The sequence below is a fragment of the Nonomuraea sp. NPDC051941 genome (genome assembly GCF_044593615.1).
This window is the reverse complement of record NZ_JBIUCF010000015.1, coordinates 1-22,506: the sequence shown is the minus strand read 5'-3', so window position 1 is coordinate 22,506 and position 22,506 is coordinate 1. Positions and strand designations below refer to the sequence as shown.

The window sequence follows — 22,506 nt, the reverse complement described above, 5'->3', positions numbered from 1 at the left end:
ACAATGCTCACACGCCGCGCATTGATCACCAGAGGCAGCGCCGCGGGCGCAGGAGTCGTGTTCCTGTGGCCGCGCCCGGCAGAGGCGGAAGCGGAGGCGGCCAAGCCCGTCCTCGCCACCACCAAGAGCATCCCGGTAGGGGGCGGGAAGATCGTCCAGGGCAAGTACGTGATCACCCAGCCGAGGAAGGGCGTCTACAAGTGCTTCAGCGCCAAGTGCACCCACCAGGGCTGCACGGTGGCGAGCGTCAGCCGTGGCACGATCAACTGCCCGTGCCACGGCAGCAAGTTCAGCGCCTCGACGGGCGCGGTGGTGAACGGCCCCGCCAAGAAGCCGCTCGCCGGCAAGAAGATCAAGGTCTCGAAGGGGAAGATCAGGCTGGCTTGATCGGCAACGCGTAGGTGGTGCTGCGCTTGGTGATCTCGAAGCCGGCGCGGGCGTACACGTTCACGGCCCCCGTGGGGTTGTCGGCGTCCACCCCGAGCCCGGCGCTCTCGTAGCCCTGATCTCCGAACGCGGCAAGGGCGTGCCCGATCAGCGTGCTCGCCACGCCCTTGCCGCGCCACTCCCGCAGCGTGCCGATGATCTGGATCCACGCCTGGCGCTCGCCGCGCCGGGCGGCGGCCTCGAAGAAGTGCGTGATCAGCACCCCGACCGGGCGGCCGTCGGCCAGGGCCACGAACGACGACTCGGGGCGGAAGTTCCTGGAGCCGGTCATCATGGCGCGCCAGCTCTCGGACGTGTGCCGCACGCTGCCCCAATGGTCGAGGAACGACTCGTTGCGCACGAGGCGGGCGCCTTCGTCCAGTTCGGGCGACCAGGCGGCGATGGAGACTCCCTCCGGCGGCCGCACCGGGGGCAGGTCGCCCGGCAGGCTCCGCTCCATGCGGGCGAACCACCGTACGGCCGTGAGTCCGGCCCCCTCCACCAGCGCGGCGAGGTCGGACCGGCCGTCGGGGACGTCGACGTGGAGCTCCAGAGGGACGCCGGGGTGAGCCCGCTCGCTCACCCCCGGCGCCGTCCGGATGCTCCAGTCCATGATGTGCCTGCCGAGCCCCTGCCCGCGGTAGGCGGGGTGCACGCCTCCCGACAGGCGCATCATGTGCAGGTCGTCGGCGGTCTGCCTGACGGGGAGGTAGCCGAAGGCCACGATCCGGTCGCCGTCCCTGGCCGCGAGCGTGCCCGTGTCCAGCTCGATGAGGTGGCTGGAGACCTGCTCCGCCACGTCGTCGACGTCGTGGACCTCGCCGGTCCTGTCCTCGGCCTCCATGGCGGCCCAGAGCTCGGCCAGAGCCTGGACGTCCGCCCCGGTCAGCGGTCCCCATTCCATGACCGGCAGCCTAGGCGAGCCTGGTGGCGCACCCCAACCGGGTTCCGATGTCGGCCAGGCCCTCGGCGAACGACCGGCGCGTACGTTCGCGGAACCCGATGAACAGCCGGTTGGCCAGGGCGACGGCCCAGTGGTTGCCGGCCACGTTGTAGACGCGGTGGACCAGGCGCGTGCCCCCGTGGTCGGGGGTGACCGACCACTCGCCGCGGTACCACCAGCCGCCCTGGTAGGCCAGGACGTGCTCGCCCAGCTCCGTCCTCGGTATGGCCCGTACGATCTCCGGCCACACCCGCTCGACCGGAGCCTCGATCACTCCGGTGACCTCGACGATGAGCCGCCTGCTCACGGCGCGCTCACCCGCGTGTTCTGGAAGGAGGCGAAGCGCCAGCCCTCGGCCGTGCGGAGCGCGGTCAGCGTGACGACGGACCGGCGGCTCGGGTCGGCCGCGCCGTTCACGGACGAGCCACCGCCCACGATCACCAGCGCGACGTCGTCGGTGAGCGGCTTGATCAGCGGCTCGCCGCCGCCCCCTTCGAGCTTGATGCCGAGCTTGAACAGCTCGCGGTGGGCCTCCTCGATGGCCTGCCGGCCCTCCAGGTGCTGACCGAAGAACGTGATGTAGTCGGCGTCCTCGGTGAAGAGACCGGCGTAACCCTCGGCGTCCCCGGAGTTCCAGGTCTCCGCGATCCGCGCGAGGAGCCGAACGATCTCTGTGGACATGGCACTGCTCCCTGTGTCGCGGCGCCTATCCTGTGAATGCGAGTTCGGGCAGGGCAGGCGCCTTGTTCGGATTTCCGGCCGCCGGGGTGTTGGCGCACCCCGGCGGCCTTTCTCACATCTCGACCGTTGTCTCCCAGTCGAGCTCTCCTTTGTCGAGCCGGTCGAGCAGCCCCCTGATCCAGCCCAGCTCGGCGGTGTAGAGCGCCTGCTCGCACTCCACCTCCAGCATGAGGATCGCGGGCAGGCCGCTGTCGGCCATGGCTCGCAGGTGGGCCTCCATCCCGGCGAGGACGCCCTCGATCGTGGCAGCGCGCCCGCGCAGCGCCCGCTGCGCCTCGGCGAGCGGCAGGCAGCCGATGAGCGAGACGGCCGCGACGAAGGCGCGCCGGTCGGGATCGGGTTTCTCCAGGAGCTGCCGCAGCCGGGTGACCAGCTCCTTGCGGCCCTCGTCGGTGATCTCGTAGACCGTGCGCTCGGGCCTGCGGCCCTCGCGGTCGGTCTTCGAGGGGACGATCAGCTCGTCCTTGGCCAGCCGCTCCACCGCGTGGTAGAGACTGCGCGGCAGGCCGGTGATGTAGTCCTTGTGCGTGTCGATGATGAACCGGTGCAGCTCGTACGGGTGGCTCGGGCGCACGGTGAGCAGGGCCAGCACGGTCAGGCCGACCAAGCTGTGGCGTTGCGCCATGATGCCTCCCTCCATATTGCACTTTGCAATATAACTCAGACATCCAGCTGCAGGAAGGTCCGCTCGATCGCCTGCCTGGCCACGTCCTCCGGATAGGGGAAGAGCTTGATCAGGTCACGCAGCCCCTCCACGTGGGCCCGCCTGGCCAGCTCGGCCACGAGGGCCAGCTCGGCCTGCTGCGCCTGCGCGAACGCCCGGTCCACGACCGCGCCGTGCCCCGGCACGATCACCTGGTCGGGCAGCTCGTCCAGCATCGCCGCCGTGGTGAGCGGCCAGTCGAGCGGGTACGAGTCGCTGAACGCCGGCGGCGCCCCTTCCTCCACCAGGTCGCCCGCGAACACCACGCCCGCGTCCGGCACGTGCACGACCACGTCGTTGCTGCTGTGCCCGAGCCCGAAATGCTGCAGATGCACGATCCGCCCGCCGATGTCGAGGCTGGCCGCGCTCGTGAACGTGTGGTCCGGCGGCACGATCGTGATCTCCTCGAACTCCTCACGCTGCTCGGGCCGCCCCTTGATCATTACGGCACGCTGCTGCTCGCCGTACTGCTCGATCTCCTCGGCGCACCTGACGTGGCCCCAGATCTCGGCGGGCCGGAAGATCGCGTTGCCGAAGTAGTGGTCGAAGTGGGAATGGCTGTTGACGACCGTCCACGGGCTGGCGGTGATCCTCCTGACCGCCTCGACCAGGTCACCGGCCTCCCGGTGTGAGGCGCGCGTGTCGAGGACCAGGCAGTGCCCGTCGCCCACGACCAGACCCACGTTCATGTCGTACGACTTGTGGCGCCGGACGTAGACCCGGTCGCCGACCTCCTGCCATTGCTCGTTCATGCCAACGAACCCTACTTTTAAGCCGCGTCATTTGAGGTATTCGAGCACCGCCAGCACCCTTCTGTGCCCGTCCGCGGCGGGCGGGAGGTCGAGCTTGGCGAAGATGTTCGCGATGTGCTTGGCCACGGCCGCCTCGGTGACGAACAGTTCCTTGGCGATCGACGCGTTCGTCCGCCCCTCGGCGATCAGGCCGAGCACCTCCTGCTCGCGCGGGGTGAGCCGGGCCAGCGGGTCGCGGCGCCGCCTGAGCAGCTGACGGACCACCTCCGGGTCCACGACCGTGCCCCCGGCGGCCACCCGGTCGAGCGCGTCGACGAACTCGCGCACGTCGCCGATGCGGTCCTTCAGCAGGTAGCCGATCCCGGCGCCGGCGCCCGGCTCCAGGAGCTCGGCGGCGTAGGTCTGCTCGACGTACTGGCTGAGCACCAGGACGGCCAGGTCCGGATGCCGCTCGCGCAGCTCCAGCGCCGCCCTCAGCCCCTCGTCGGCGAAGCCGGGCGGCATGCGCACGTCGGTCACCACGGCGTCGGGGCGGTGCTCGGCGACGGCGGCGAGCAGGGCGGGCGCGTCGCCGACGGCGGCGGCCACGGTGTGGCCGAAGCGTTCCAGCAGCCCGACCAGGCCCTCCCGCAGCAGGACGGCGTCCTCGGCGATCACTACGCGCACGGTATCTCCGCTCTCATCAGGGTCGGACCGCCGATCGGGCTCGACAGGGACAGCCTCCCGTCCACCACGGCCAGCCGGTCGGCCAGCCCGGTCAGCCCCGTGCCCCTGGCCGGGTCGGCCCCGCCCACGCCGTCGTCGAGCACCTCCACGACCAGCGTGCCGCCCTCGACCCGCCCGGTGACGGCGCCCCTGGTGGCCCGGCTGTGCTTGGCCAGGTTCGCGAGGGCCTCGCTGACCACGTAGTACGCGGTCACCTCCACGGGCGCGGGCAACCGGCCGGCCAGCTCCACGTCCACGTCCACGGGCACGGGCGAGCGCCCGGCCACGTCGCGGACCGCCGCGCCCAGCCCGCGGTCGGTGAGCACCTGCGAGTGCACGCCCCTGATCAGCTCGCGCAGCTCGGCGAGCGCCCGCTTGGCCTCCTCGTGTGCCTGCCCGACCATCCGGCCCGCGGGCGAGTCGTCCGGCAGGTCCAGCCGGGCCATGCCGAGCGCCATCGACAGGGAGACCAGCCGCTGCTGCGCGCCGTCGTGCAGGTCCCGCTCGATCCTGCGGCGCTCCGTCTCGAACGCGTCCACCAGCCGCGCCCGTGACCGCAGCACCTCGTTCAGCTCGGAGCCCTGCGGCGCGAGCACCGCGCGTACCATCGCCCCACGGGCGCCGCCCCAGGCGGTGATCGTGTACGCGGCCACGGGCAGCAGCAGCACGCCCGCCACGGAGCCCACGGCGGCGACGCCGGGCTCCGCCTCGGGCTGCACGACCGGCGAGAGCATCAGGACCACCGGCCCGCCCACCGTGAACCCCAGCATGATCAGGTCGATCCACCACAGCGCGAGCACCGTGATGACGGCCAGCCCGGCCTCCCGCCCGCGCCCGCCGGGCACCTCGGGCAGCGGCACGCCATCCACCAGCCGCAGCCTGCGCCGCTCGAACCAGGCGACGAGCGGCAGGCACAGCGCCAGCACGACCGGGGCCGCGACCACGCCGAGCGGGATCGTGGCGAACGCCGCGGCCCCGACGGCCACGCCGGGGACGGCGCTGGCCAGCAGGTACGCCGCGCACCGCCAGGGCCACGCGGAGCACAGGAAAGGCAGCGGCCGCTGCGTGAGCGCCTCCAGCGCGGTCCGGTTGAGCACTTTCTGACGGTATCCGCAGGTTGGCGGGCCAGGCAGTAGTGCTGGGTCTACTGTCCGAGGAAGCGGGTGAGCACCGGGGCCAGCGCCTTCGGGTCCACCATGTGCGTCTGGCCCTCGATGGTCTCGCGCAGGGCCCCCGGGACGAGCTCCGCGATCGCGTCGGCGGCGCGGGCGAAGAAGTCGCCGCCCCCGCCCACGAACGAGTCGGCGCCGGCCCCGCCCGTGGCCACCAGCGTGGGGCAGGCGATGCCGGGCAGGCGGTCGGCGGGCGGTCGGCCGTCGCCCAGGCAGGCGGCGTCGTACGCGAGCGTGGGCGCGATGGCTTCCAAACCCGGCCACATCGGCGACTCGCGGGCCTGCTCCACCATCTCCTCGGTGGCGCCCGCCGTCACCATGAACAGCGCGAACGCCTCGCCGCGGCGGCCCGCGGCCAGCAGCGCGCGGAGCCGGTCGGTGTACTCCCGCGAGCGCCGCGGCCCGTCCGGCGCCACGTCGTAGGGCACCTCGTACACGGCCAGTCTCGCGATCGGCAGCCCCGTGGCGGCGGCTTCGAGCGCGAGCGCGCCGCCCGACGAGATCCCGAACAGGTGCGCCGCCCCGCCCGCCTCGGCGATGAGCGCGGCGATGTCCTCGATCTCGCGGTCGACCTCGTACGGGAGGGTGTCCTCGCTCTCGCCCCGGCCGCGCCGGTCGTAGTTGTAGACGGTGAACCGCTCCGCCAGCTCGTGCGCGAGCTGCGCGTTGGCCGAGCGGTCGACCGCGGCGCCGCCGACCAGGACGATCGCGGGGCCGACGCCCAGCCGGTCGAACGCGATGGACGTGCCGTCTTTCGCCGTGACGCGGTACATGTGACTCCTCCGGAGGCCCTTGTGACCACCCGATCTCGATGGGTGACTATCGGCGGCGGCGTTATGGGACTACCGTCGTGCGCATGGCGATCCCCATTCCATCACGGCGGAATTCCGCGGACAACGACAAGGCCCCTGACACCCCCGCCGCACCGTCCTGGCCTATGTCGGCTCCCCGCCTTTCCGCCGAACCCAGGGCACAATCCGGGGAAACAGCATCAATCATCGTAAATTTAGACAAGGCGACACTTGATGCGGTTCATCAAAAAGCGCGCTCCGATGGCCGTATGATTTCCGATGTGATTCGCGCCGCGGTGGAGCGCGAAGTGGGCAACATGACGCACGCGACCATCTTGATCCAACGCTGGAACCTGCAGTGCGACGACCTCGACAGAGCGGCCGACGCCCTCAAGGTGGACCGGATTTCGGACGACGTGATGCTCAGGCTCGGCCTGCATCGGAATCAAGAGGATTGACCATGCTTCCTGGGCGCGTTCTCGATGTGGGAGCGCTCGTCGACATCGCGGTCGCCAAAACGAATCATTCGCGCAGCATCGCGGCGCTGTGTCTTTATCGGGGCGGCGGGCTGTGCATTCCCACGACCGCACTCACCCTCGTCTATTCGATCGTCCCGCTCGCCACGAAAGTCGAACTCTTCGATCTGATCAGCAGCTCCGCCGTCCAGGTCGACGACCTCACCGCGGGAAAGGTGCCCGACATCGCCGAGATCCTCGACGGATCGAGCGACATCACCGCGGGCCACGTGATCTTATGCGCGCGGGCCACCCAGTGGCCGATCCTCACCGACCGCCCCGGCATCCTGCGAAATCTGGACCCGGCGATCCTCGTCGATCCCCTGCCTGAGCAGAACTGACCTATCAGGCCAGGCTGATGCCCGGTTCACCCACTATTGTGGGGGCCCGGACACACGAGGAAGCGGATCCACCTTGGCACATCGCGCCCTGGTCATCGCCCTGCTGCCCGCGATCGCGCTGCGGGTGCTCGCCGTGCTCGGATACCCTCCGTCGATCCTCTTCTACGGCGACTCGTTCGCCTTCCTGCGCGAGGAGCTGACCCCCGGCACCACCAGGCCCTCCGGATACTCACTGCTGCTGGCGCTGCTGCGCCCCGCGCACAGCCTCACGCTGGTGACGGTCCTGCAGCACCTGCTGATGCTGGCGCTGGCCGTGGCGGTGTACGCGCTGCTGAGACGGCGCGGCCTGCCGGGCTGGGGCGCCGCCCTGCTGGTCACCCCGCTGCTGTACGACGAGTTCCTGGTGCTGCTCGAACACATGATCATGGCGGACGCGGTCTTCGTCGTGCTGGTCACGGTCGCGATCCTGCTCGTGGTCTGGCGCGTCACCCCCACCACGGCGGCCGTCGGCGGCCTGCTGCTCGGCCTGGCCGGGATCACCAGGACGGTCGGCCTGCCGCTGCTGATCCTCACGGCCGCCTACCTGCTGATCCGGCGGTACGGCTGGCGCCCGCTCGTGGCGCTGGTGGTAGCGGGCGCGATCCCGCTGGGCGCGTACGCCACCTGGGCGAAGGTGGAGAAGGGGAAGTTCGCGCTGACCGAGGCGGACGGGAACTTCCTGTGGTCCAGGACCATGAGCTTCGCCGACTGCTCGGTGATCAAGCCTCCGGAGCGGCTGGCCGTGCTCTGCCCGAACATGCCGGTGGAGCAGCGCCCGTATCCGCCGTACTGGCTGTGGGAGAGCTTCTCCCCCCTGCTCAAGGTGCCGGGGACGGCCAATCGCAACCAGCTCGCCGGGGAGTTCGCCAGGGCGGCCATCCTCGCCCAGCCCGTCGATTACGCCGCGGCGGTCGCGACCGACCTCACGCAGCTGCTGCGCTGGGAGCGCACGGCCGTGGACGAGAAGACGCCGTACAAGTTCCCCTCCGCGGAGCGGCCGCTGAGCGAGTCGGTACGCGGCATCGCCGAGTCGTACGAGGCCGGGCCGGCCGCCACCCGGGTCGTGGAGCCGTTCGCGGGGTGGCTGCGGGCGTACCAGCGGTTCGGGTACGTGCCGTTCCCGCTGCTCATGCTGGCCCTGGTCGGAGCGCTGGCGACGGCGCTCGTGCGGCGGCGGTGGGACGCGCTGCTGCCCGGGGTCACGGCGCTCGCGCTGGTCTGCTCGCCGCCGTTCCTGGCGGCCTTCGACGTGCGGTACGTGATCCCGGCGATCCCGCTGGTCTGCCTGGCCCTGGGACTGGCCCTCGGCGCCCGGTCGCCGTCCTCGCAGGAACGCGCGGGGACCCCCAGCCCTGAGCTTTCCCGGACCGCCACCTGAGTGCTAGGGTCACGTGTAAGGAAGTTATTACACGTGACGGGAAGCCATGACAGTGCCGGGGCCGACAGGTGACGACCTGGTCGAGATCTTCGCGGCGCTGGCCAACCCGCTGCGGCTGCGCATCATGGCGGTGCTGGCGGACGGGCGCGACTACGTCAGCCACCTGGCCCGCGAGATCGGGGTGAGCCGCCCGCTCCTCCACATGCACCTGCAACGGCTCGAGGCGGCCGGGCTGATCGTCGGCACCCTGGAGCTGTCCGACGACGGCAAGGCCATGAAGTACTACGAAGTCGCGGACTTCAGCCTGCACCTGACCGCGTCGGCGCTGGCTGAGGCGGCCAAGACCCTCACCAGGCCGGACCCGGGGAAGGGTCCAGGACCCAAGGAGCACTCCTGATGATCGATTCTTGGCCCGCGGCGATCTTCTCGTTAGGGGTGCTGCTCGTCGTCGGCTTCCTGATCGCCCTTTTCGCCGTGGGAATGTTCGAGATGCGCAAGGCCAAGCTCGACGCCCATCAGGCGGACGACCTGCGGCAGCTCGTGCGCCGGTTCGAGCAGCTCGCCGAGAACACCATGGACGCCCAGCAGCGGATGGCCGCCGACCTGGCCGAGCTGCGCGCCCGCACCACCTCGATCGAGCAGATCCTAAGAACGGTCGAATAGGGCGACGTAGCGGCGTTGCCAGGGGGTCTCGACGGCGTGCGAGTCGTAGTGCTCGCGTACGTAGGCGACGGCCCGGTCTCCGGGCACCCCGTCGAGCACGGCCAGGCAGGCCAGGGCGGTGCCGGTGCGGCCCCGGCCGCCGCCGCACGCGACCTCGACACGCTCGGACTCGGCGCGGGCCCACGCCTCGCGGAACGCGCCGGCCGCCGCGCCCCGGTCGGACGGCAGCCAGAAGTCTGGCCAGCGCACCCACCGGTGCTCCCAGTCGACGGCCGGGGGCCGGCGGCCCAGCAGGTAAAGAGCGAACGTGGGGAGCGGCCCCTCGGGGAGCGGGCGCCGCAGGCCCCGGCCGCGGACGAGCCGGCCTGAGGGCAGCCGCAGCACTCCCGCCGCCGTGGGCTCCCAGGTAGCTGTCATGGTGCGAGCGTAGCCGCGGGGGCTGCCAGGGCACGCGATCTTCAGCTCTCGGCGGACTTCAGAGTCCGAAAGCGCCACCCTCGACGAGGATGACCACGCCGAGCCCGATCAGGACGAGGGGCAGCAGGATGTGCCCCCATCGGCTGAGCGCCCCGGCGATCAGCGGGCGGGTGGCGAAGAACCTCCCGGCCAGGCACCAGACGGCGACCAGGATCAGGAAGACGACCACGTACACGGTCATGCCCGAGGTGCCGGACGTGGCGAAGACGGGGACGTAGACCCCGATGTTGTCGCCGCCGTTGGCGAAGGTGACCGCGGCGACCTCCAGCGCCTTCGGCCCGCCGCCCCGCGCGGGCGGGTCGTCGTCGCCGCCTCCGTCGGCGCGGTCGCGCCACACCTGCCAGGCCGCCTTGAGGCCCAGGGCGAGGGGGAGCAGGCCGAGGTACGGGACGGCGGGCTCGGGCAGGAACGTGGCCCCGAAGGCGGCCGCGACGGCGACCACGAGGATCCCGGCGAAGCCGATGTACTGCCCGAGGACGATCCGCAGGTGCCCGGCCCCCTGGGCGAAGAAGAGCGCCAGGATGACGATGTCGTCGATATTGGTCACGGCGAACAGGCCGGCGGCTTGCCCGATGATGCCCGCATTCACGCCTGGAACCGTACCGGACCCTCGCGATGTTGGAACGATCCCTGCCGTCCCCGGGTTGACAGTCATCCTGACACCTGGGCCCCCAGCTTTCTGACGCAGATTGCGGCGTATGTGGTCACACCTGGTGAACTCTCGCTCATCCTTTGTTATGGTCACTCACTGTCCAGAAACGGACACCCTTTACCCGAGGAGGATCATGAGGACCCCGAGGACCGTCGCCATCACTGCGGCTGTGGCGGCGACAGTCGCTCCCCTGCTGGCCATCGCGACCCCGGCGAGCGCCCAGCAGTCCACCGAGACCACCAAGAGCGTCCAGAGCTTGCCGCTGCTGGACTGGCTCTCCCTCGATAGCCTCAACCCGACCGAGCAGCTCAAGAAGGTCAAGGAGCTGCTCGGCACCGGCTACGTCCCCGAGGCGTTGAGCGTGACCAACGCCGCCAACCCGCAGTACACGTCCGTCTGGATCAAGGACACCACCCGCAAGGTGAGCGTCCTGCAGGGCCTGTCGGCGACCGACCTGCCGACGCGTATCGCCGAGCAGGCGAAGAGCGGCTTCGTGCCGTCCATGATCACCGGCACGGGCACGGGCCCCAGCGCCATCTTCGCGGCGGTCTTCGAGAAGACGACCGAGAAGGTCCAGTCCAAGCTCGGCATGACCAAGGACGTCTTCGCGTCCACCAACGCCAAGCTCGCCGCCGCCGGCTTCAGCGTCGCCTCGCTGGACGTCTACGGCACGGTCGAGAAGCCCCTCTACGCGGCCGTCTGGGTCGCCGGGGCCGCGACCGGCGCCGTGCAGGTGACCACCGGCCAGACGGTCACGCAGCGCGGCCAGGAGCTCCTTGCCAAGACCAAGGCCGGGCTGCGTCCCGTCCTCATGGCCGTCGAGCCCGGCAAGCTCTACACCACCGTGTGGAGCAAGGGCAGCGCGACCGGCCTGAAGGAGTACCTGAACCTGTCCAAGCTGACCTACACGCTCAAGGCCACCGAGCTGAAGGCGCTGGGCTACCGTCCCGAGGTCCTGGACACCGAGGGCAGCACCATCGCGGCGATCTGGAGCAAGGGCTAAGACCCGGATCGTGGTGCCGTGCACCGGCGATCAGCGAACACACCCGTCTGATCGCCGGAACGCGCGACACCGGGCTCAGCGATCGAACCAGCGACCCGCCGCCGGGGTCAGCAGCAGGACGTACGCAGGGCTGAAGATGACGGCCCCGACCCGACGAACGCGGGCATAATGGCGGACAATGCCGGAAATTCGGGAAATATCTGAGTATGCGGCGGCGATCGCGCCCGTCATCGACGCGGCCCAGGTCAACGTGCACGCCTCCGCCCGCAGAGCGATCACCGCACTGGCCGAGACCACCGGCGTGAGCACAGGGCTGCTGTACGACCTCAGGTTCGTGCTGCCGCTGCGCCCGCTGACCCGAGCCGGCCTGAGCGCCGTCTACCGCTACCGCGACGCGGCCGAGCGAGAGGCCGGGATCCGGGAGCACCTGAGCGAGGGCACCCTGGCCGAGGACGGCGACGGGGCGCTGAGGGCGACGGCCCCGGGGCTGGCGTTCATCCGGAAGCTGTACGAGGCGCACGGCGCCGCCGCCGGGCGGAGCTGGGCAGGCCAGGACCTGCCACGGCTGGCCCACCTGGCCGGCAGGGTGCTCGACGGGGCCGAGCGGCTGCCGGGCGGCGCGCTCGAACTCGTCGCACCTCCCTACGAGCCCGAGGGGAGCGGGCCGGGCCTGCTCCTGTTCAACCGGCTCGCCGTCCTCCGCTACCACCGCGCCGACGCCCACGCCCGGGCCTGGCAGGCGGAGGGCCTGTCCGCGACCGAGATCGTCGGCCTGCGGGACGGGCCCGTCCGCGCGCGGATCGAGGCGGAGACCAACCTGCGGGCCGCGCGGCCGTACCAGGTGCTGGCCGAGGACGAGCGGCGGGCGCTGTACGACGGCCTGCTGAAACTGATCTAAAGCGCCGCCAGCAGGCGGCCCACCTGGGTGCGGTCGTTCACGCCGAGCTTCTCGTAGGCCGCCTGCAGGTGATTGGCGGCCGTACGCGTGGACAGCGTGAGCCGGTCGGCGATCTGCCGGTTCGTCAGCCCGGCGGCCGCGAGCTGGAGGATCTCCCGCTGGCGCGGCGTCAGCTCGGGCGTGGCCAGCTCCACCAGTGCCGGGGTCGACACGCCAGGGCAGCGCCTGGCCAGCGCCCACGCCCTGGTCTGCGCGCCCTTGGCCAGCGTGCCGCGGCCCGCGTCCCGGTGCGCCGCCGCCTCCTGGGCCGTGGCCTCGGCCGCGTACAGGAGCATCCCGAGCCGTTCGAACTCCCCGGCCACCGCCCGGAGCTCGACCGGGTCGCCGATCGCGCGGGCGTGCCTGGCCAGGAGCACGGCCAGGAGGCCGTCCACCCGACCGGCCAGCCTGGCGGACTGGTCCGGGGCGCCGAGCCGTACCAGGTCGTGCAGCGCGAACATCAGGCCGGCGTGCAGCTCGTGCCGCTCGGCGTGGTCGGCCGCCGCGAGGCACAGCCGTACCGCCTCGTCGAGCTCGCCGCCGGAAGCCGCCACCCACACCTCGGCCTGCAGCACGTGCTGCCGGGTGAAGGCCCACCTGGACGCCGTCGCGCCGGCCTCCGCCAGCACCTCCCGAGCCTGCTCCGTACGGCCCAGCAGCGCCAGCGCGTGCGCCTGCTCGGCCAGCACCCGCCCCAGATAGGGCTCCCGCCCGGGCATCCTGGCCAGGTCGTCCCGGCACCAGCGCAGCGCCCCGGCGACGTCCCCGCGCAACCGGCCGACCATCGCCCGATATGCCGCGAACCCCGACACCGACAGCTCGGCGGCCGGCAGCTCCATCCCCTGCTCCGCCGACCGGTCCGCCGCCTCCAGCAGGCCCGCGAACGTCTGGGCGGCGCAGAGCGCGTCCAGGAAGCTCGGCAGCGCGTGCGGCGCCTCGTCCCGCCAGTTGTCGACGCTCTCCAGCGTTCGCGCGGCGATGGCGAGGCTCTCCCCGGTACGCCCCGAGTACGCCGCGGCCCACGCCTCCATGGCCGCCGCGTGCGCGTCGGCACGCCGCGACATCGGCCCGTACGAACGGGACCGCGCCAGCGAGCGCGCCGCCCCGGTCAGCCGCCCGGCGAAGCAGTCCGTCACAGCGCGGTAGATGTGCGCCTCCTGCAGCCAGACGGGCTCGGTCAGCGTCACGGCGGCCAGGTCGAGCACCTCGCACGCCTCGGCGTCCGCGCCCGCCCACGCCAGGTTGATCCCCAGGCTGAAGGCGTGCTGGGCGCGATCGGCCTCGGTGACCGCGTCGCGCGCCGCCCGCCGCAGCGCCGCCAGCGCCGCGTCCGCGTCGCCCAGCACCATGAGCACCTCGCCGAGCACCGCGACCGCGGCCACGCCCCCACCCGCGTCGATCGCGGCCTTGGCCAGGCGTTCGGCCAGGTGGGGATCCTGCCTGCCCCAGGCCAGCCGGGCGGCCGACACCAGCATCTCGGGGGCCGCGACCGAGCCGGAGTCCAGCCGCCACACGGCCGCGCGCAACTCGTCCTCGCGCCGCCGCAGCCCGCTGGCCTCCAGCGCGTCGGCCAGCATCCGCAGCCGCCGCCGCGTCCGCAGCGTGCCGCAGCCGCCGCGGACGACCTCGCCGTAGAGAGGGTGGCCGAGCCGCAGCTGCTCGCGCCTGCCCTCGTTGACGGCCACGACCAGGCCGCGGTCCTCGACCCGCTCGACCGCCCGGGCCGAGGTCAGCGAGACCAGCAGCTCCGTGCCCAGCGGCTCCCCGAACGCCACCAGCTCCAGCACCTCGCGCTCGTCCTCGTCGAGGTGGCCGATCCGGTCGCCCACCAGCTCGCGCAGCCTGGTCGTCATGGACAGCTCGCCCCGCCAGCGCCACTGCCCGTCCCGCTCGGTCAGGCAGCCCGCGTTGCGGCCCGCCTGCACGACCTCGCGCAGGTAGAGCACGTTCCCCTCGCTGACCCGCGCGAGGTGCCGTACGGTCTCCGCGGCCACCTCACCGCCGAGCGCGCCCGCGAGCACCTGCCCGACCTCGGCCCTCGTCAGCGGCGGCAGCTCGATCCTGTCGAGCAGCTCGTCCTTCCACAGCGCGGCCACTGGCGCCGGCTGCGGCTCCCCGGACCGCACCGTCACCAGGACGCGCGCCGCGCCGCTGTCCGCCAGGTAGTGCACCAGCGCCGCCGAGGCCGGATCCAGCCGGTGCGCGTCGTCCACGCTGACCAGCAGCTCGCCCCGCGGCGCGCGCTCGCGCAGGTGGCGGGCGGCCCAGCTCAGCAGGTTCTCGCCGCCCGCCGGCGGGCCCGTCAGCACGTGCGCGAACGCCCCGAACGGGATCATCGACGCGGTCTCCGTGCCGAGCGCGCGCACCACCGCGTACCCCGGTAACCCGGCCAGCGCCTCCGCCGCCAGTCTGCTCTTCCCGACCCCGGCCTCACCGGCGATCATCATGCCCGCTCCCGACCGCAGCGCCGCCCGCACGGTCGTGAGCGGCCCCCCTCGCCCGACGAACGGCCAACCGCTCCCCTGCTCGCTCATCGCGCCTCCTCTCGACACCCATCGTCGTCACGGAGGTTCGCGCGAGGTTCAGGAATGCTCTATGCCCAGCCCGGCGGCGGAACGCAGGAGGTCGAGGAGGGCTTCCGTGCCGCTGAACGGCACCGGCTCGCCCCCCACCTCTTCGAGCAGCCCGCGGAGCTGGCCGCCGGATTGCTCGGGCTCGACCAGCCGGACGATGACCGTTCTCATCTGGAAACCATCTCGCCGGGCGGTTCAGGTCTGGTTCAGGTGGGGTACGGGGCGGGCTCGACCTCCAGCTCGCGCATGCGTTCCGTGTAGAGGTGGTAGCGCCTGCGGGCGTCGCCGCGGCGGCCGGCCAGGTCGAGCACCCGTACCAGGCCCAGGTGGGCGCGCTCGTCGTAGCGGTCGCGCTCCAGCAGCCGCAGCCAGTAGCGGGCGGACTCGTCGTAGCGCCGCTCGCTCGCCCGCGCCGCCGCGAGCCTGGCCGCCGCCTGCGTGTAGGCCAGGCGGGCCTGCTCGCGCAGCCCCACGGCCCAGTCCGCGTAGGGGTCCTCCTCGCAGAACTCCCCGCCGTACGCGCTCTCGGCCGCCGTCCACCGTTCCAACGCCTCGGCCGTACGTCCTGCCTGGTCCAGCCGTACGGCCTGAGCCACCAGATCCAGAAATTTCTCGACATCGACGTCCACATTGGACAGGTCAAGCCGTAACGCGCCCTCGTCCGAGACCACGATCTCGTCCGCCGGGCTTTCGTGCGCCGGATCCAGCACCGCGCGCAGCGTGGACACCATGACGTTCAGCCGGCGCAGCCCGACCGCCTCGCCCTCCTGGTCCGGCCAGAGGATCTCGACCAGCCGCTCCCGGCCGATCCCGCTCCCCCTCCGGCTGACCAGGATCTTCAGCAGGTCGCGCGCCTTGCGCGACTGCCAGGCCGTACGCGGGACCGGCACGCCACCCCGCAGCACCCGGAACGTTCCCATGGTCTCGACGATCACCTTCACGCCCGGCGCGGGAGCGGCGCGGGCGATCAGCGCGTCGATCCGGTCGTCGAGCGCCCGGCAGCCGATGGCGTGCATGCGCTCGCGCACCCCGGCCGCCAGCTCGCCGCCGGTCGCCGGGTCGGCCAGGGCCGCCCTGACCAGCTCGGCCCTGGCCTGTCCCACCGGGTCGCCGAGCATCGTCCACGTGCGCACGGCCTCGTCGGCCGGCCGCGTGTCGCCGTCCAGCTCGGCCCGCAGCTCGGCGATGGCGGCCTGCGAGGCGTGGTCCCTGCGGCTCACCGCGACGGGTTCGGTCTCGTCGAGCAGCGCCCTGGCGTCGTCGTGGCGCCCGCCCGCCAGCGCCACGCGGGCGGCCACGACCCTGGCGGTCACCCCCGCGATGCCTTCGGCGTGTTCGAGCGCCTGCTCTGCGACGCGTGCGGCCTCGGCCGGATCGTCGTCGGCCAGCAGCTCGGCGAGGCCGTTGAGCGCGTTGGACAGCGACTGCACCTCGCCCGACGGCGCCGAGTCGGCGATGATCCGCCGGTAGATCGCCGCCGCCGCCCTGCGGTCGCCGCGCAGGACGTTGATCTCGGCGAGCCGGTTCAGGCCGGTGCCGACCAGGCGAGAGCCCATCGCCTCCCACCTGGCCACCGCGTCGGCGGCCTCGGTGGCCGCCTCCTCCAGGCGGCCGAGCCCGATCAGGGCCTTGGCGCGGTTGGAGACGTTCAGGGCGGCATAGGGGGCGAACGACACCAGGTCGGACAGCCGGCCCCCGATCTCCGTCTCGGCCAGCGCCTCGGTGTAGGCGCCCTCGTCCACGTGGCGGGAGGCCCGGTTGGCGTGAATGCGGATGAGCTGGACGATGTCGCCCGCGCGTTCGGCGTACTCCAGGGCGCGCAGGTAGTGGGCGTCGTTGGCTCGGCGGTCGCCGTCGAGCGCGGCGAGCATGGCCAGGACCGTGTTGGCCATGGCCAGCGCGCTCGGGTCGCCCAGGCTGCCGGCCTGTTCGAGCGCCTTGTCGGCGAGCTCGGCGCAGCCTGCCCGGTCTCCCTTCAGCCAGAGCACCGACGCCATGGACGCGGCGCACATGGCGGCGTCGGCGGGCGGAAGGCCGTACTCGTATCCCCTGGCGTACCCGGTCAGGGCCGCGTCGAGGTCGCCGCGCAGGTGGTCGATGAGGCCGAGCCGCCTGGCCACGAACGCGTCGAACGCCGGCCCCTCGGCGGCCCGGGCGAGCAGGTCGCGGGCGCGGGTCCACTGGCCGCGGTTCTGCTCGGAGACGCCGGCCAGCTTGATCATGGTGGGCGCGTTCCTGGCGGCCTCGGGCAGCAGCTCCAGCGCCGCGACCACGTCCCCGCGCTCGGCCAGGCGCAGGCCGTACGAGTCGAGGAGCGCGGCCGCCAGGCCCGGGTGCTCGGTCGCGACGGCGGCCCGCAGGGCCAGCTCGGGCTGGTCGTGCTCGACGTACCAGCGGGACGCGACCGCCGCCACGTCGTGCGCCTCGTGCCGGTCGAGCGGCGCGTGCTTGGCCAGCACGTGGCGGCTGGTCAGGGTCAGGCGGTGGCCGTCCTGACCGGCCTCGAGGAACAGGCCGCGGCTGGTGAGCGAGTCGAGCGTGTCGGGCGGCGCGCCCAGCGTGGCGGCCAGCCCGGAGGTCAGCACGGGCAGGACGGTGGCGGCCCGCAGCAGCTCCCGCATCGCCGGCGGCAGGTCCTTGAACGCGGCCAGCGTGAGACGTTCGAGCGTGGCGGAGTTGGCGGCCAGCCCGGCGGCCGTGCGCGGCCAGCCGGACGGGTCCTCGCGGGCCAGCGCGTCGAGCGCGGCCTGCACGGCGGCGGGCCAGCCGCCGCAGGCGTCGTGGAGCGTGGCGGCGACGGCCGCGCCCTGCTCGCCCAGCCGGTCGCGCGCCCAGGCGGCCGTCTCGTCCGGGGTGAGCGCAAGATCGGTCGCGTCGAGGTCGAGCACCTCGTGGTCCTGGCGCAGCCGGGCGGTCGGGAACGGCAGCGGCGCCCGCGACGCGGTGACCAGATGCAGGTGCCTGGGGGCGACGCGGACCAGCGTCTCCACGTACCGCACGGAGCCCGGGGCGCCCGCGATGGCGTCGATGCCGTCGAAGACCAGCGCGAGGCCGCGCCGCAGCCGCCTGCCCAGCGCCTCGGCCAGCGCGCCCGCCAGCGCCGCGGCCCTGGACACCTCGTCGGCGTCGGGCCCGAGCGGGGCGTCCGCGGCGGTCACCAGGTCGGCGGGTAACCCGGCCACCCGCTCCGACAGAGCCGATGCCACGGCCCCCGCCAGCGTGGGAAGATCACGATCAGCGGGCCCGAGCCGGTGCAGCACCGCGCCGACGGCCTGGCTCCACCCTGCCAGGGCAGTCGACTTCCCGTAGCCTGTAGTTGCGACGAGCGAGGTGAGCCTGTACGTCAGCGCCGCGTCCAGCCGCCGGTCGAGGGCGGGACGGGGTCGCACCCACCCTCGGTCCACCCCCGCATGCTACGCCGGGGTTCGCGGGGGGACTCCATAGTTCGAAAAGTGCCACCTCCCGGTAACAGACCGGCGGGCGCACTATGGTCGTACTTCTTAACAGGAGGCACCGTGGAACAGGAACTGCCCGGCGGTGCGAGGCTGATCGTGGGGGTGGACGAGTCCCCGGCCTCGCGCTGGGCGCTTGCCTGGGCCATCGGTGCGGCCAGGCTGCACCGGATGGCCCTGGTCGCCGTACACGTCAGCCGCGCGCCCGTCCACCCATTCCCCGAGGCTCTGCCCGTCCAGCACGCGCTCCGGGCCGGCGAGGAGGCGCGCTGCAGCGAGGTGATCGCCGGCGTGTTCGACGACGTCGCGGGCGGCGTGCCCGACGACATCAGAACGGCGGTGATCGGCCGGGTCGGCGATCCCGGCTATCACCTCGTCGACCTGGCCCGCGAGGGCGACCTGCTGGTGCTGGGGCGGAGCCGGCGCGGGCTGCTCAGCCGCATCTTCCTGCCCTCGACCAGCATGTACTGTGCCCGCCACGCGCGGACCACGGTCGTGATCGTTCAGCAGCCGGCGCCGCCCGACGACCCTGAGCTGTCAGGGGAGCGGGCCCGCCGGTTCTGGAGCCGCCGACATCCGTAGGCGCCTGAGTCCTTCGGGGATGTCGTCCCTGGTGATGCCGCCGTAGCCGAGGACCACGCCGGGCTGCGCCGGGCTCTCACCGCAGTACGCCTCCAGCGGCTCCACCGCGAGATCCGGCGCGGGACGTACCTCTATATCCGGGGCGAGCCGGGCACACAGGTGCAGGCCTGCGGTGGACGGGACCAATCGCAGCCGCTCGTCGCCCGCCAGCGTTTCGGCGATCATGGCGTGCCTGGCGGCGTACTCGCGGGTCGCCTTCCTGATGTGCCTGGACAGGAGCCCCTCGTCGATGAAGCGGGCCAGGGCGGCCTGCGCGGGCACGTCGCTGTGCCAGTCGGACAGTTGCTTGGCCGCGCGCAGCGCCGGGGCCAGCGAGGCCGGGGCGACGAGGAAGCCGAGCCTGAGCATGGGGAGCAGGGTCTTGGAGAAGGAGCCCACGTAGATGACGCGGCCCGCGCGGTCGAGGCTCTGGAGGGGTTCGAGCGGGCGCTCGCCGAAGCGGAACTCGCTGTCGTAGTCGTCCTCGATCACCACCGCCCTGCGGCGCTCGGCCCAGGCCAGCAGGGCGGCGCGGCGGGCCGGCGACATGGGTGTGCCCAGGGGGAACTGGTGTGAGGGGGTGACGTACACGATGCGCGCGGCGCCGGGGATGGCCCGGACGTCGATGCCCTCCTCGTCCACCGGCACCCCGGCCACGCGGGCGCCGAGCGAGCGGAACAGCAGGCGGGCGGGCGGGTAGCCGGGCTCCTCGACGGCCACGCAGGCGCCCGGCTCGATCAGGACGCGGCCGATGAGGTCGAGCGCCTGCTGGGCGCCGTTCGTGATCAGCACGTCGTCGGGGCCGGCGTGGACCGAGCGGCTGATACCTATATGACGTGAAATAGCCGCTCTTAGCGGCTCATATCCGGACGGGCTGCTGTACGCGGCGGCGCTCACCCGTAGCTCGCGGGCCACCAGCCGGCGCCACGTCTCCATGGGGAACAGGCGCGGGTCCGGCATGCCGACCCGGAAGTCGTACCGGGCGCCTCGCATGGCTCGCGGTGCCTCGATCCCCTGCCAGAACGCCCTCGGCCGCACCACGCCCTTCGGGGCCGCCCTGCCGCGCACCGACTCCCCCGACACGAACGTGCCCGCCCCCGCCCGTCCCACCAGGAACCCGTCGGCGACCAGGCGGTCATAGGCCACGGCGACCGTGTTCCTGGAGATCTCCAGCCTGCGCGCCAGCTCCCTGGTCGGAGGCAGCCGCTCGCCCGATCTGAGCCGGCCGTCGAGAATGGCGTCGAGCAGCTGCCGGTAGACCTGTGCGGCCAGGTCACCCCGCCCTTGAAGGCTTATGTGAACGTCCAACTTGGCCCAATCACTTTGCCGGAAATTGGAGCTTATATCGGGACAATGGGGGATCGAAGATGAGGGTATGGCACCCCGGCGCATCCTGGCTCAGGCCCAGCTCGCGAACTCCATCGGCGACGGCGTCTACCTCGTCACCTCAGCGTTCTACTTCACCAGGATCGTCGGCCTGTCGGCCGCCGAGATCGGCCTCGGCCTTACTCTCGGCTGGGCCGTCGGCATGGTGGCCGGCGTGCCGCTCGGCCACCTCGCCGACCGGCGCGGGCCGCGCGGCGTCGCCGTCCTGCTCGCGCTCACGACCGCCACGGCGGTCGCCTCGTTCCTGTTCGTCCGCTCGTTCGGGCTCTTCGTGCTGGTGACCTGCCTGTACGGGACGGCGCAGACGGGCCTGTCGGCCGCCCGCCAGGCCCTGCTCGCCGGGCTGATCGCCCCCGAGGAGCGCACGGTCGTTCGGGCGGTCCTGCAGTCCACGCTCAACGGCGGCCTGGCCGTCGGCGCCGCCCTGGGCGGGCTCGCCCTGCACCTCGGCACGCGGCCGGCCTATCTGGCGGTGTTCGCGCTCGACGCCGTGAGCTTCCTGGTCGCCGCCGGGCTGCTGCTCAAACTGCCTTCCGTACGGGTCCCGCCGGCCGCGCCCGGCCCCCGGCTGGCGGTGCTCAGAGACCGGCCGTACGCGCTGATCACGCTGATCAACGCGGTGATGCTCTTCTACATGCCGCTGCTCAGCCTGATCGTGCCGCTCTGGATCGCCTCACGTACGAGTGCGCCCACCTGGATGGTCTCGGTCCTGCTGCTGCTCAACACCGTCACCGTGCTGCTCTTCCAGGTGCGGGTGGCCCGGCGCGTGAAGGGACTGCAGTCCGCCGCCCGGTCGGTGCGGTACGCGGGTCTGGTGATGTTCGCGGCCTGCGCGGTGTTCGCACTGAGCCCGTACGGGTGGCTGTTCCTGCTCGTGGCGGCCGGCCTGCAGGTCCTCAGCGAGATGCTGCTGGCCTCCGGGTCCTGGGAGATCAGCTTCGGGCTCGCCCCCGACCACAAGCAGGGCCAGTACCAGGGCTTCTTCGGCACCGGCGTGGCCGTGGCCAGGATGCTCGGGCCCGTCGCGCTCACCACGCTGGTGCTCGGCGGTGGCACCCTCGGCTGGCTGCTGCTCGGCGCGGCGTTCGCGGCGGCCGGCGCCTTGATGGCGCCGGCCGTAAGATGGGGACAGCGGTCACTTGAAGCGGCGCAGCCGCAGGCTGTTGCTCACCACGAACACGCTTGAGAACGCCATCGCCGCACCCGCGATCATCGGGTTGAGCAGCCCCAGGGCGGCCAGCGGAAGGGCGGCCACGTTGTAGGCGAACGCCCAGAACAGGTTGCCCTTGATCGTCTTCAGCGTGCTGCGGGACAACCGGATCGCCTCCGGCGCCACCCGCAGATCACCCCGCACCAGCGTCAGGTCCGCAGCCTCGATCGCGGCGTCCGTGCCGGTGCCCATCGCCAGCCCCAGATCGGCCTGGGCCAGCGCGGCGGCGTCGTTGACCCCGTCGCCCACCATGGCCACGACCCGGCCCTCGGCCTGCAGCTTCTTGACCACCTCGACCTTGTCGGCGGGCAGCACCTCGGCGATCACCTCATCGATGCCCACCTCGGCCGCCACCGTCCTGGCCACCGCCTCGTTGTCCCCGGTCAACAGCACCGGCCGCAGGCCGAGCGCCCTGAGCTGCTCGATCGCCTGGCGGCTGGTGGGCTTGATGACGTCGGCCACCACGAGAACGGCGCGGGCCTGGCCGTCCCAGCCGACCGCCACCGCGGTGCGGCCCTTGGCCTGCTCGGCTTCCAGCGCGCTGTTCAGGCCGTCGGGCAGCTGCTGGGACCATTCCGCCAGCAGCCGGGGCCGGCCGACCAGCACCGCGTGGCCGTCCACGATGCCCTGCACGCCCAGGCCTTCGACGTTGGCGAAGTCCTCCACCGCCGTTTTTGACTGGGCCGCGCGGGCGATGGCCTGAGCGATCGGGTGCTCAGAGGCGTGCTCCAGCACACCCGCCAGCCGGAGGACCTCTTCGCGGTTCTCCCCCTCGGCCAGGTGCACCGCGACCAGGGTCATCTTGCCCTCGGTGACCGTGCCGGTCTTGTCCAGCACAACCGTGTCGACCTTGCGGGTGGACTCCAGCACCTCCGGACCCTTGATCAAAATCCCGAGCTGAGCGCCCCGCCCGGTGCCCACCAGCAACGCGGTCGGCGTGGCCAGCCCCAGCGCGCACGGGCACGCGATGATCAGCACCGCCACCGCCGCGGTGAACGCCGCCGCCACCCCGTTCCCGGTGCCGAG

At 72.3% G+C, this 22,506-nt stretch carries 25 protein-coding genes; 10 read left to right on the top strand and 15 right to left on the bottom strand.

Annotated elements, in window-relative coordinates:
- Positions 1 to 3 precede the first annotated feature (3 nt).
- Complete coding sequence (locus ACIHFD_RS24875; RefSeq protein WP_185069693.1) at positions 4 to 387, top strand: Rieske (2Fe-2S) protein; 384 nt, start codon at positions 4 to 6, stop codon at positions 385 to 387.
- Here ACIHFD_RS24875 and ACIHFD_RS24870 read toward each other — a convergent pair.
- The 8 genes from ACIHFD_RS24870 to ACIHFD_RS24835 form a co-directional block, all read right to left on the bottom strand.
- Positions 374 to 1,330, bottom strand: coding sequence for a GNAT family N-acetyltransferase (locus ACIHFD_RS24870; protein WP_397368897.1), 957 nt, complete (start codon positions 1,328 to 1,330; stop codon positions 374 to 376). The two genes, ACIHFD_RS24875 and ACIHFD_RS24870, sit on opposite strands and share 14 nt — an antisense overlap.
- Positions 1,331 to 1,340: 10 nt before the next feature.
- Entirely contained in the window at positions 1,341 to 1,676 is a 336-nt protein-coding gene (locus ACIHFD_RS24865) for a hypothetical protein (RefSeq protein WP_397368896.1), read from the bottom strand.
- Positions 1,673 to 2,050, bottom strand: coding sequence for an SgcJ/EcaC family oxidoreductase (locus ACIHFD_RS24860; protein WP_397368894.1), 378 nt, complete (start codon positions 2,048 to 2,050; stop codon positions 1,673 to 1,675). The genes ACIHFD_RS24865 and ACIHFD_RS24860 overlap by 4 nt, the downstream gene beginning before the upstream one ends.
- 112 nt (positions 2,051 to 2,162) lie before the next feature.
- On the bottom strand, positions 2,163 to 2,735 hold the full coding sequence (locus ACIHFD_RS24855) for a PadR family transcriptional regulator (protein ID WP_350732350.1): 573 nt from the start codon (positions 2,733 to 2,735) through the stop codon (positions 2,163 to 2,165).
- A 35-nt stretch (positions 2,736 to 2,770) separates the two neighbouring features.
- On the bottom strand, positions 2,771 to 3,565 hold the full coding sequence (locus ACIHFD_RS24850) for an MBL fold metallo-hydrolase (protein ID WP_397368893.1): 795 nt from the start codon (positions 3,563 to 3,565) through the stop codon (positions 2,771 to 2,773).
- A gap of 27 nt (positions 3,566 to 3,592) precedes the next feature.
- Positions 3,593 to 4,231 carry a response regulator transcription factor gene (locus tag ACIHFD_RS24845; RefSeq protein ID WP_363977513.1) on the bottom strand — a complete coding sequence of 213 codons (639 nt, stop codon included), beginning with the start codon at positions 4,229 to 4,231 and terminating at the stop codon, positions 3,593 to 3,595.
- Positions 4,222 to 5,367, bottom strand: a complete 1,146-nt coding sequence (locus ACIHFD_RS24840; protein WP_397368892.1) for a sensor histidine kinase — start codon at positions 5,365 to 5,367, stop codon at positions 4,222 to 4,224. Before ACIHFD_RS24840 ends, ACIHFD_RS24845 begins: the two co-directional genes overlap by 10 nt.
- A gap of 47 nt (positions 5,368 to 5,414) precedes the next feature.
- Positions 5,415 to 6,215 carry an alpha/beta fold hydrolase gene (locus ACIHFD_RS24835; protein WP_397368891.1) on the bottom strand — a complete coding sequence of 267 codons (801 nt, stop codon included), beginning with the start codon at positions 6,213 to 6,215 and terminating at the stop codon, positions 5,415 to 5,417.
- An 83-nt stretch (positions 6,216 to 6,298) separates the two neighbouring features.
- On the opposite strand from ACIHFD_RS24835, the gene ACIHFD_RS24830 reads away from it, so the two are divergent.
- The 5 genes from ACIHFD_RS24830 (at position 6,299) to ACIHFD_RS24810 (ending at position 9,169) form a co-directional block, all read left to right on the top strand.
- Positions 6,299 to 6,691 carry a hypothetical protein gene (locus ACIHFD_RS24830; protein ID WP_355203230.1) on the top strand — a complete coding sequence of 131 codons (393 nt, stop codon included), beginning with the start codon at positions 6,299 to 6,301 and terminating at the stop codon, positions 6,689 to 6,691.
- Positions 6,692 to 6,693: 2 nt separating this feature from the next.
- Positions 6,694 to 7,089: a hypothetical protein gene (locus ACIHFD_RS24825; RefSeq protein WP_350732342.1), complete on the top strand. Its 396-nt coding sequence runs from the start codon at positions 6,694 to 6,696 to the stop codon at positions 7,087 to 7,089.
- A 73-nt stretch (positions 7,090 to 7,162) separates the two neighbouring features.
- The gene (locus tag ACIHFD_RS24820; protein WP_397368890.1) at positions 7,163 to 8,506 is read left to right on the top strand and encodes a hypothetical protein; all 1,344 of its coding nucleotides are present in this window, start codon (positions 7,163 to 7,165) and stop codon (positions 8,504 to 8,506) included.
- Between the two features lie 46 nt (positions 8,507 to 8,552).
- Positions 8,553 to 8,903 (top strand): winged helix-turn-helix domain-containing protein, encoded by a 351-nt coding sequence (locus ACIHFD_RS24815; RefSeq protein WP_350732339.1) that lies wholly within the window; start codon positions 8,553 to 8,555, stop codon positions 8,901 to 8,903.
- Positions 8,903 to 9,169 carry a hypothetical protein gene (locus ACIHFD_RS24810; protein ID WP_350732337.1) on the top strand — a complete coding sequence of 89 codons (267 nt, stop codon included), beginning with the start codon at positions 8,903 to 8,905 and terminating at the stop codon, positions 9,167 to 9,169. The genes ACIHFD_RS24815 and ACIHFD_RS24810 overlap by 1 nt, the downstream gene beginning before the upstream one ends.
- Here ACIHFD_RS24810 and ACIHFD_RS24805 read toward each other — a convergent pair.
- The gene (locus tag ACIHFD_RS24805; RefSeq protein ID WP_355203240.1) at positions 9,152 to 9,586 is read right to left on the bottom strand and encodes a protein phosphatase; all 435 of its coding nucleotides are present in this window, start codon (positions 9,584 to 9,586) and stop codon (positions 9,152 to 9,154) included. The genes ACIHFD_RS24810 and ACIHFD_RS24805 overlap by 18 nt on opposite strands.
- A 58-nt stretch (positions 9,587 to 9,644) precedes the next feature.
- Positions 9,645 to 10,235, bottom strand: coding sequence for a cadmium resistance transporter (locus tag ACIHFD_RS24800; RefSeq protein ID WP_397368889.1), 591 nt, complete (start codon positions 10,233 to 10,235; stop codon positions 9,645 to 9,647).
- 196 nt (positions 10,236 to 10,431) lie between these two features.
- On the opposite strand from ACIHFD_RS24800, the gene ACIHFD_RS24795 reads away from it, so the two are divergent.
- The gene (locus ACIHFD_RS24795; protein ID WP_397368888.1) at positions 10,432 to 11,301 is read left to right on the top strand and encodes a hypothetical protein; all 870 of its coding nucleotides are present in this window, start codon (positions 10,432 to 10,434) and stop codon (positions 11,299 to 11,301) included.
- Positions 11,302 to 11,479: 178 nt separating this feature from the next.
- Positions 11,480 to 12,199: a hypothetical protein gene (locus ACIHFD_RS24790; protein WP_397368887.1), complete on the top strand. Its 720-nt coding sequence runs from the start codon at positions 11,480 to 11,482 to the stop codon at positions 12,197 to 12,199.
- Here the strand turns inward: ACIHFD_RS24790 and ACIHFD_RS24785 are convergent.
- The 3 genes from ACIHFD_RS24785 to ACIHFD_RS24775 are packed head-to-tail and all read right to left on the bottom strand — an operon-like array spanning position 12,196 to position 18,215.
- Complete coding sequence (locus tag ACIHFD_RS24785) at positions 12,196 to 14,772, bottom strand: LuxR C-terminal-related transcriptional regulator (protein WP_397368886.1); 2,577 nt, start codon at positions 14,770 to 14,772, stop codon at positions 12,196 to 12,198. The genes ACIHFD_RS24790 and ACIHFD_RS24785 overlap by 4 nt on opposite strands.
- A gap of 48 nt (positions 14,773 to 14,820) precedes the next feature.
- A complete protein-coding gene (locus ACIHFD_RS24780) occupies positions 14,821 to 14,982 on the bottom strand; it encodes a hypothetical protein (RefSeq protein ID WP_350732326.1) in 162 nt (53 codons plus the stop codon).
- Between the two features lie 35 nt (positions 14,983 to 15,017).
- Entirely contained in the window at positions 15,018 to 18,215 is a 3,198-nt protein-coding gene (locus ACIHFD_RS24775; protein ID WP_397368885.1) for a BTAD domain-containing putative transcriptional regulator, read from the bottom strand.
- 111 nt (positions 18,216 to 18,326) lie between these two features.
- Here ACIHFD_RS24775 and ACIHFD_RS24770 point away from each other — a divergent pair, with 111 nt between their 5' ends.
- Positions 18,327 to 18,845, top strand: a complete 519-nt coding sequence (locus tag ACIHFD_RS24770; protein ID WP_319715898.1) for a universal stress protein — start codon at positions 18,327 to 18,329, stop codon at positions 18,843 to 18,845.
- On the opposite strand, the gene ACIHFD_RS24765 is transcribed toward ACIHFD_RS24770, so the two are convergent.
- Positions 18,801 to 20,192 carry a PLP-dependent aminotransferase family protein gene (locus ACIHFD_RS24765; RefSeq protein WP_397368884.1) on the bottom strand — a complete coding sequence of 464 codons (1,392 nt, stop codon included), beginning with the start codon at positions 20,190 to 20,192 and terminating at the stop codon, positions 18,801 to 18,803. The genes ACIHFD_RS24770 and ACIHFD_RS24765 overlap by 45 nt on opposite strands.
- A gap of 67 nt (positions 20,193 to 20,259) precedes the next feature.
- On the opposite strand from ACIHFD_RS24765, the gene ACIHFD_RS24760 reads away from it, so the two are divergent.
- Positions 20,260 to 21,456 (top strand): MFS transporter, encoded by a 1,197-nt coding sequence (locus ACIHFD_RS24760; RefSeq protein ID WP_397368883.1) that lies wholly within the window; start codon positions 20,260 to 20,262, stop codon positions 21,454 to 21,456.
- Here ACIHFD_RS24760 and ACIHFD_RS24755 read toward each other — a convergent pair.
- The coding region (locus ACIHFD_RS24755; protein ID WP_397368882.1) for a heavy metal translocating P-type ATPase at positions 21,406 to 22,506 on the bottom strand (1,101 nt) is incomplete at its 5' end. The genes ACIHFD_RS24760 and ACIHFD_RS24755 overlap by 51 nt on opposite strands.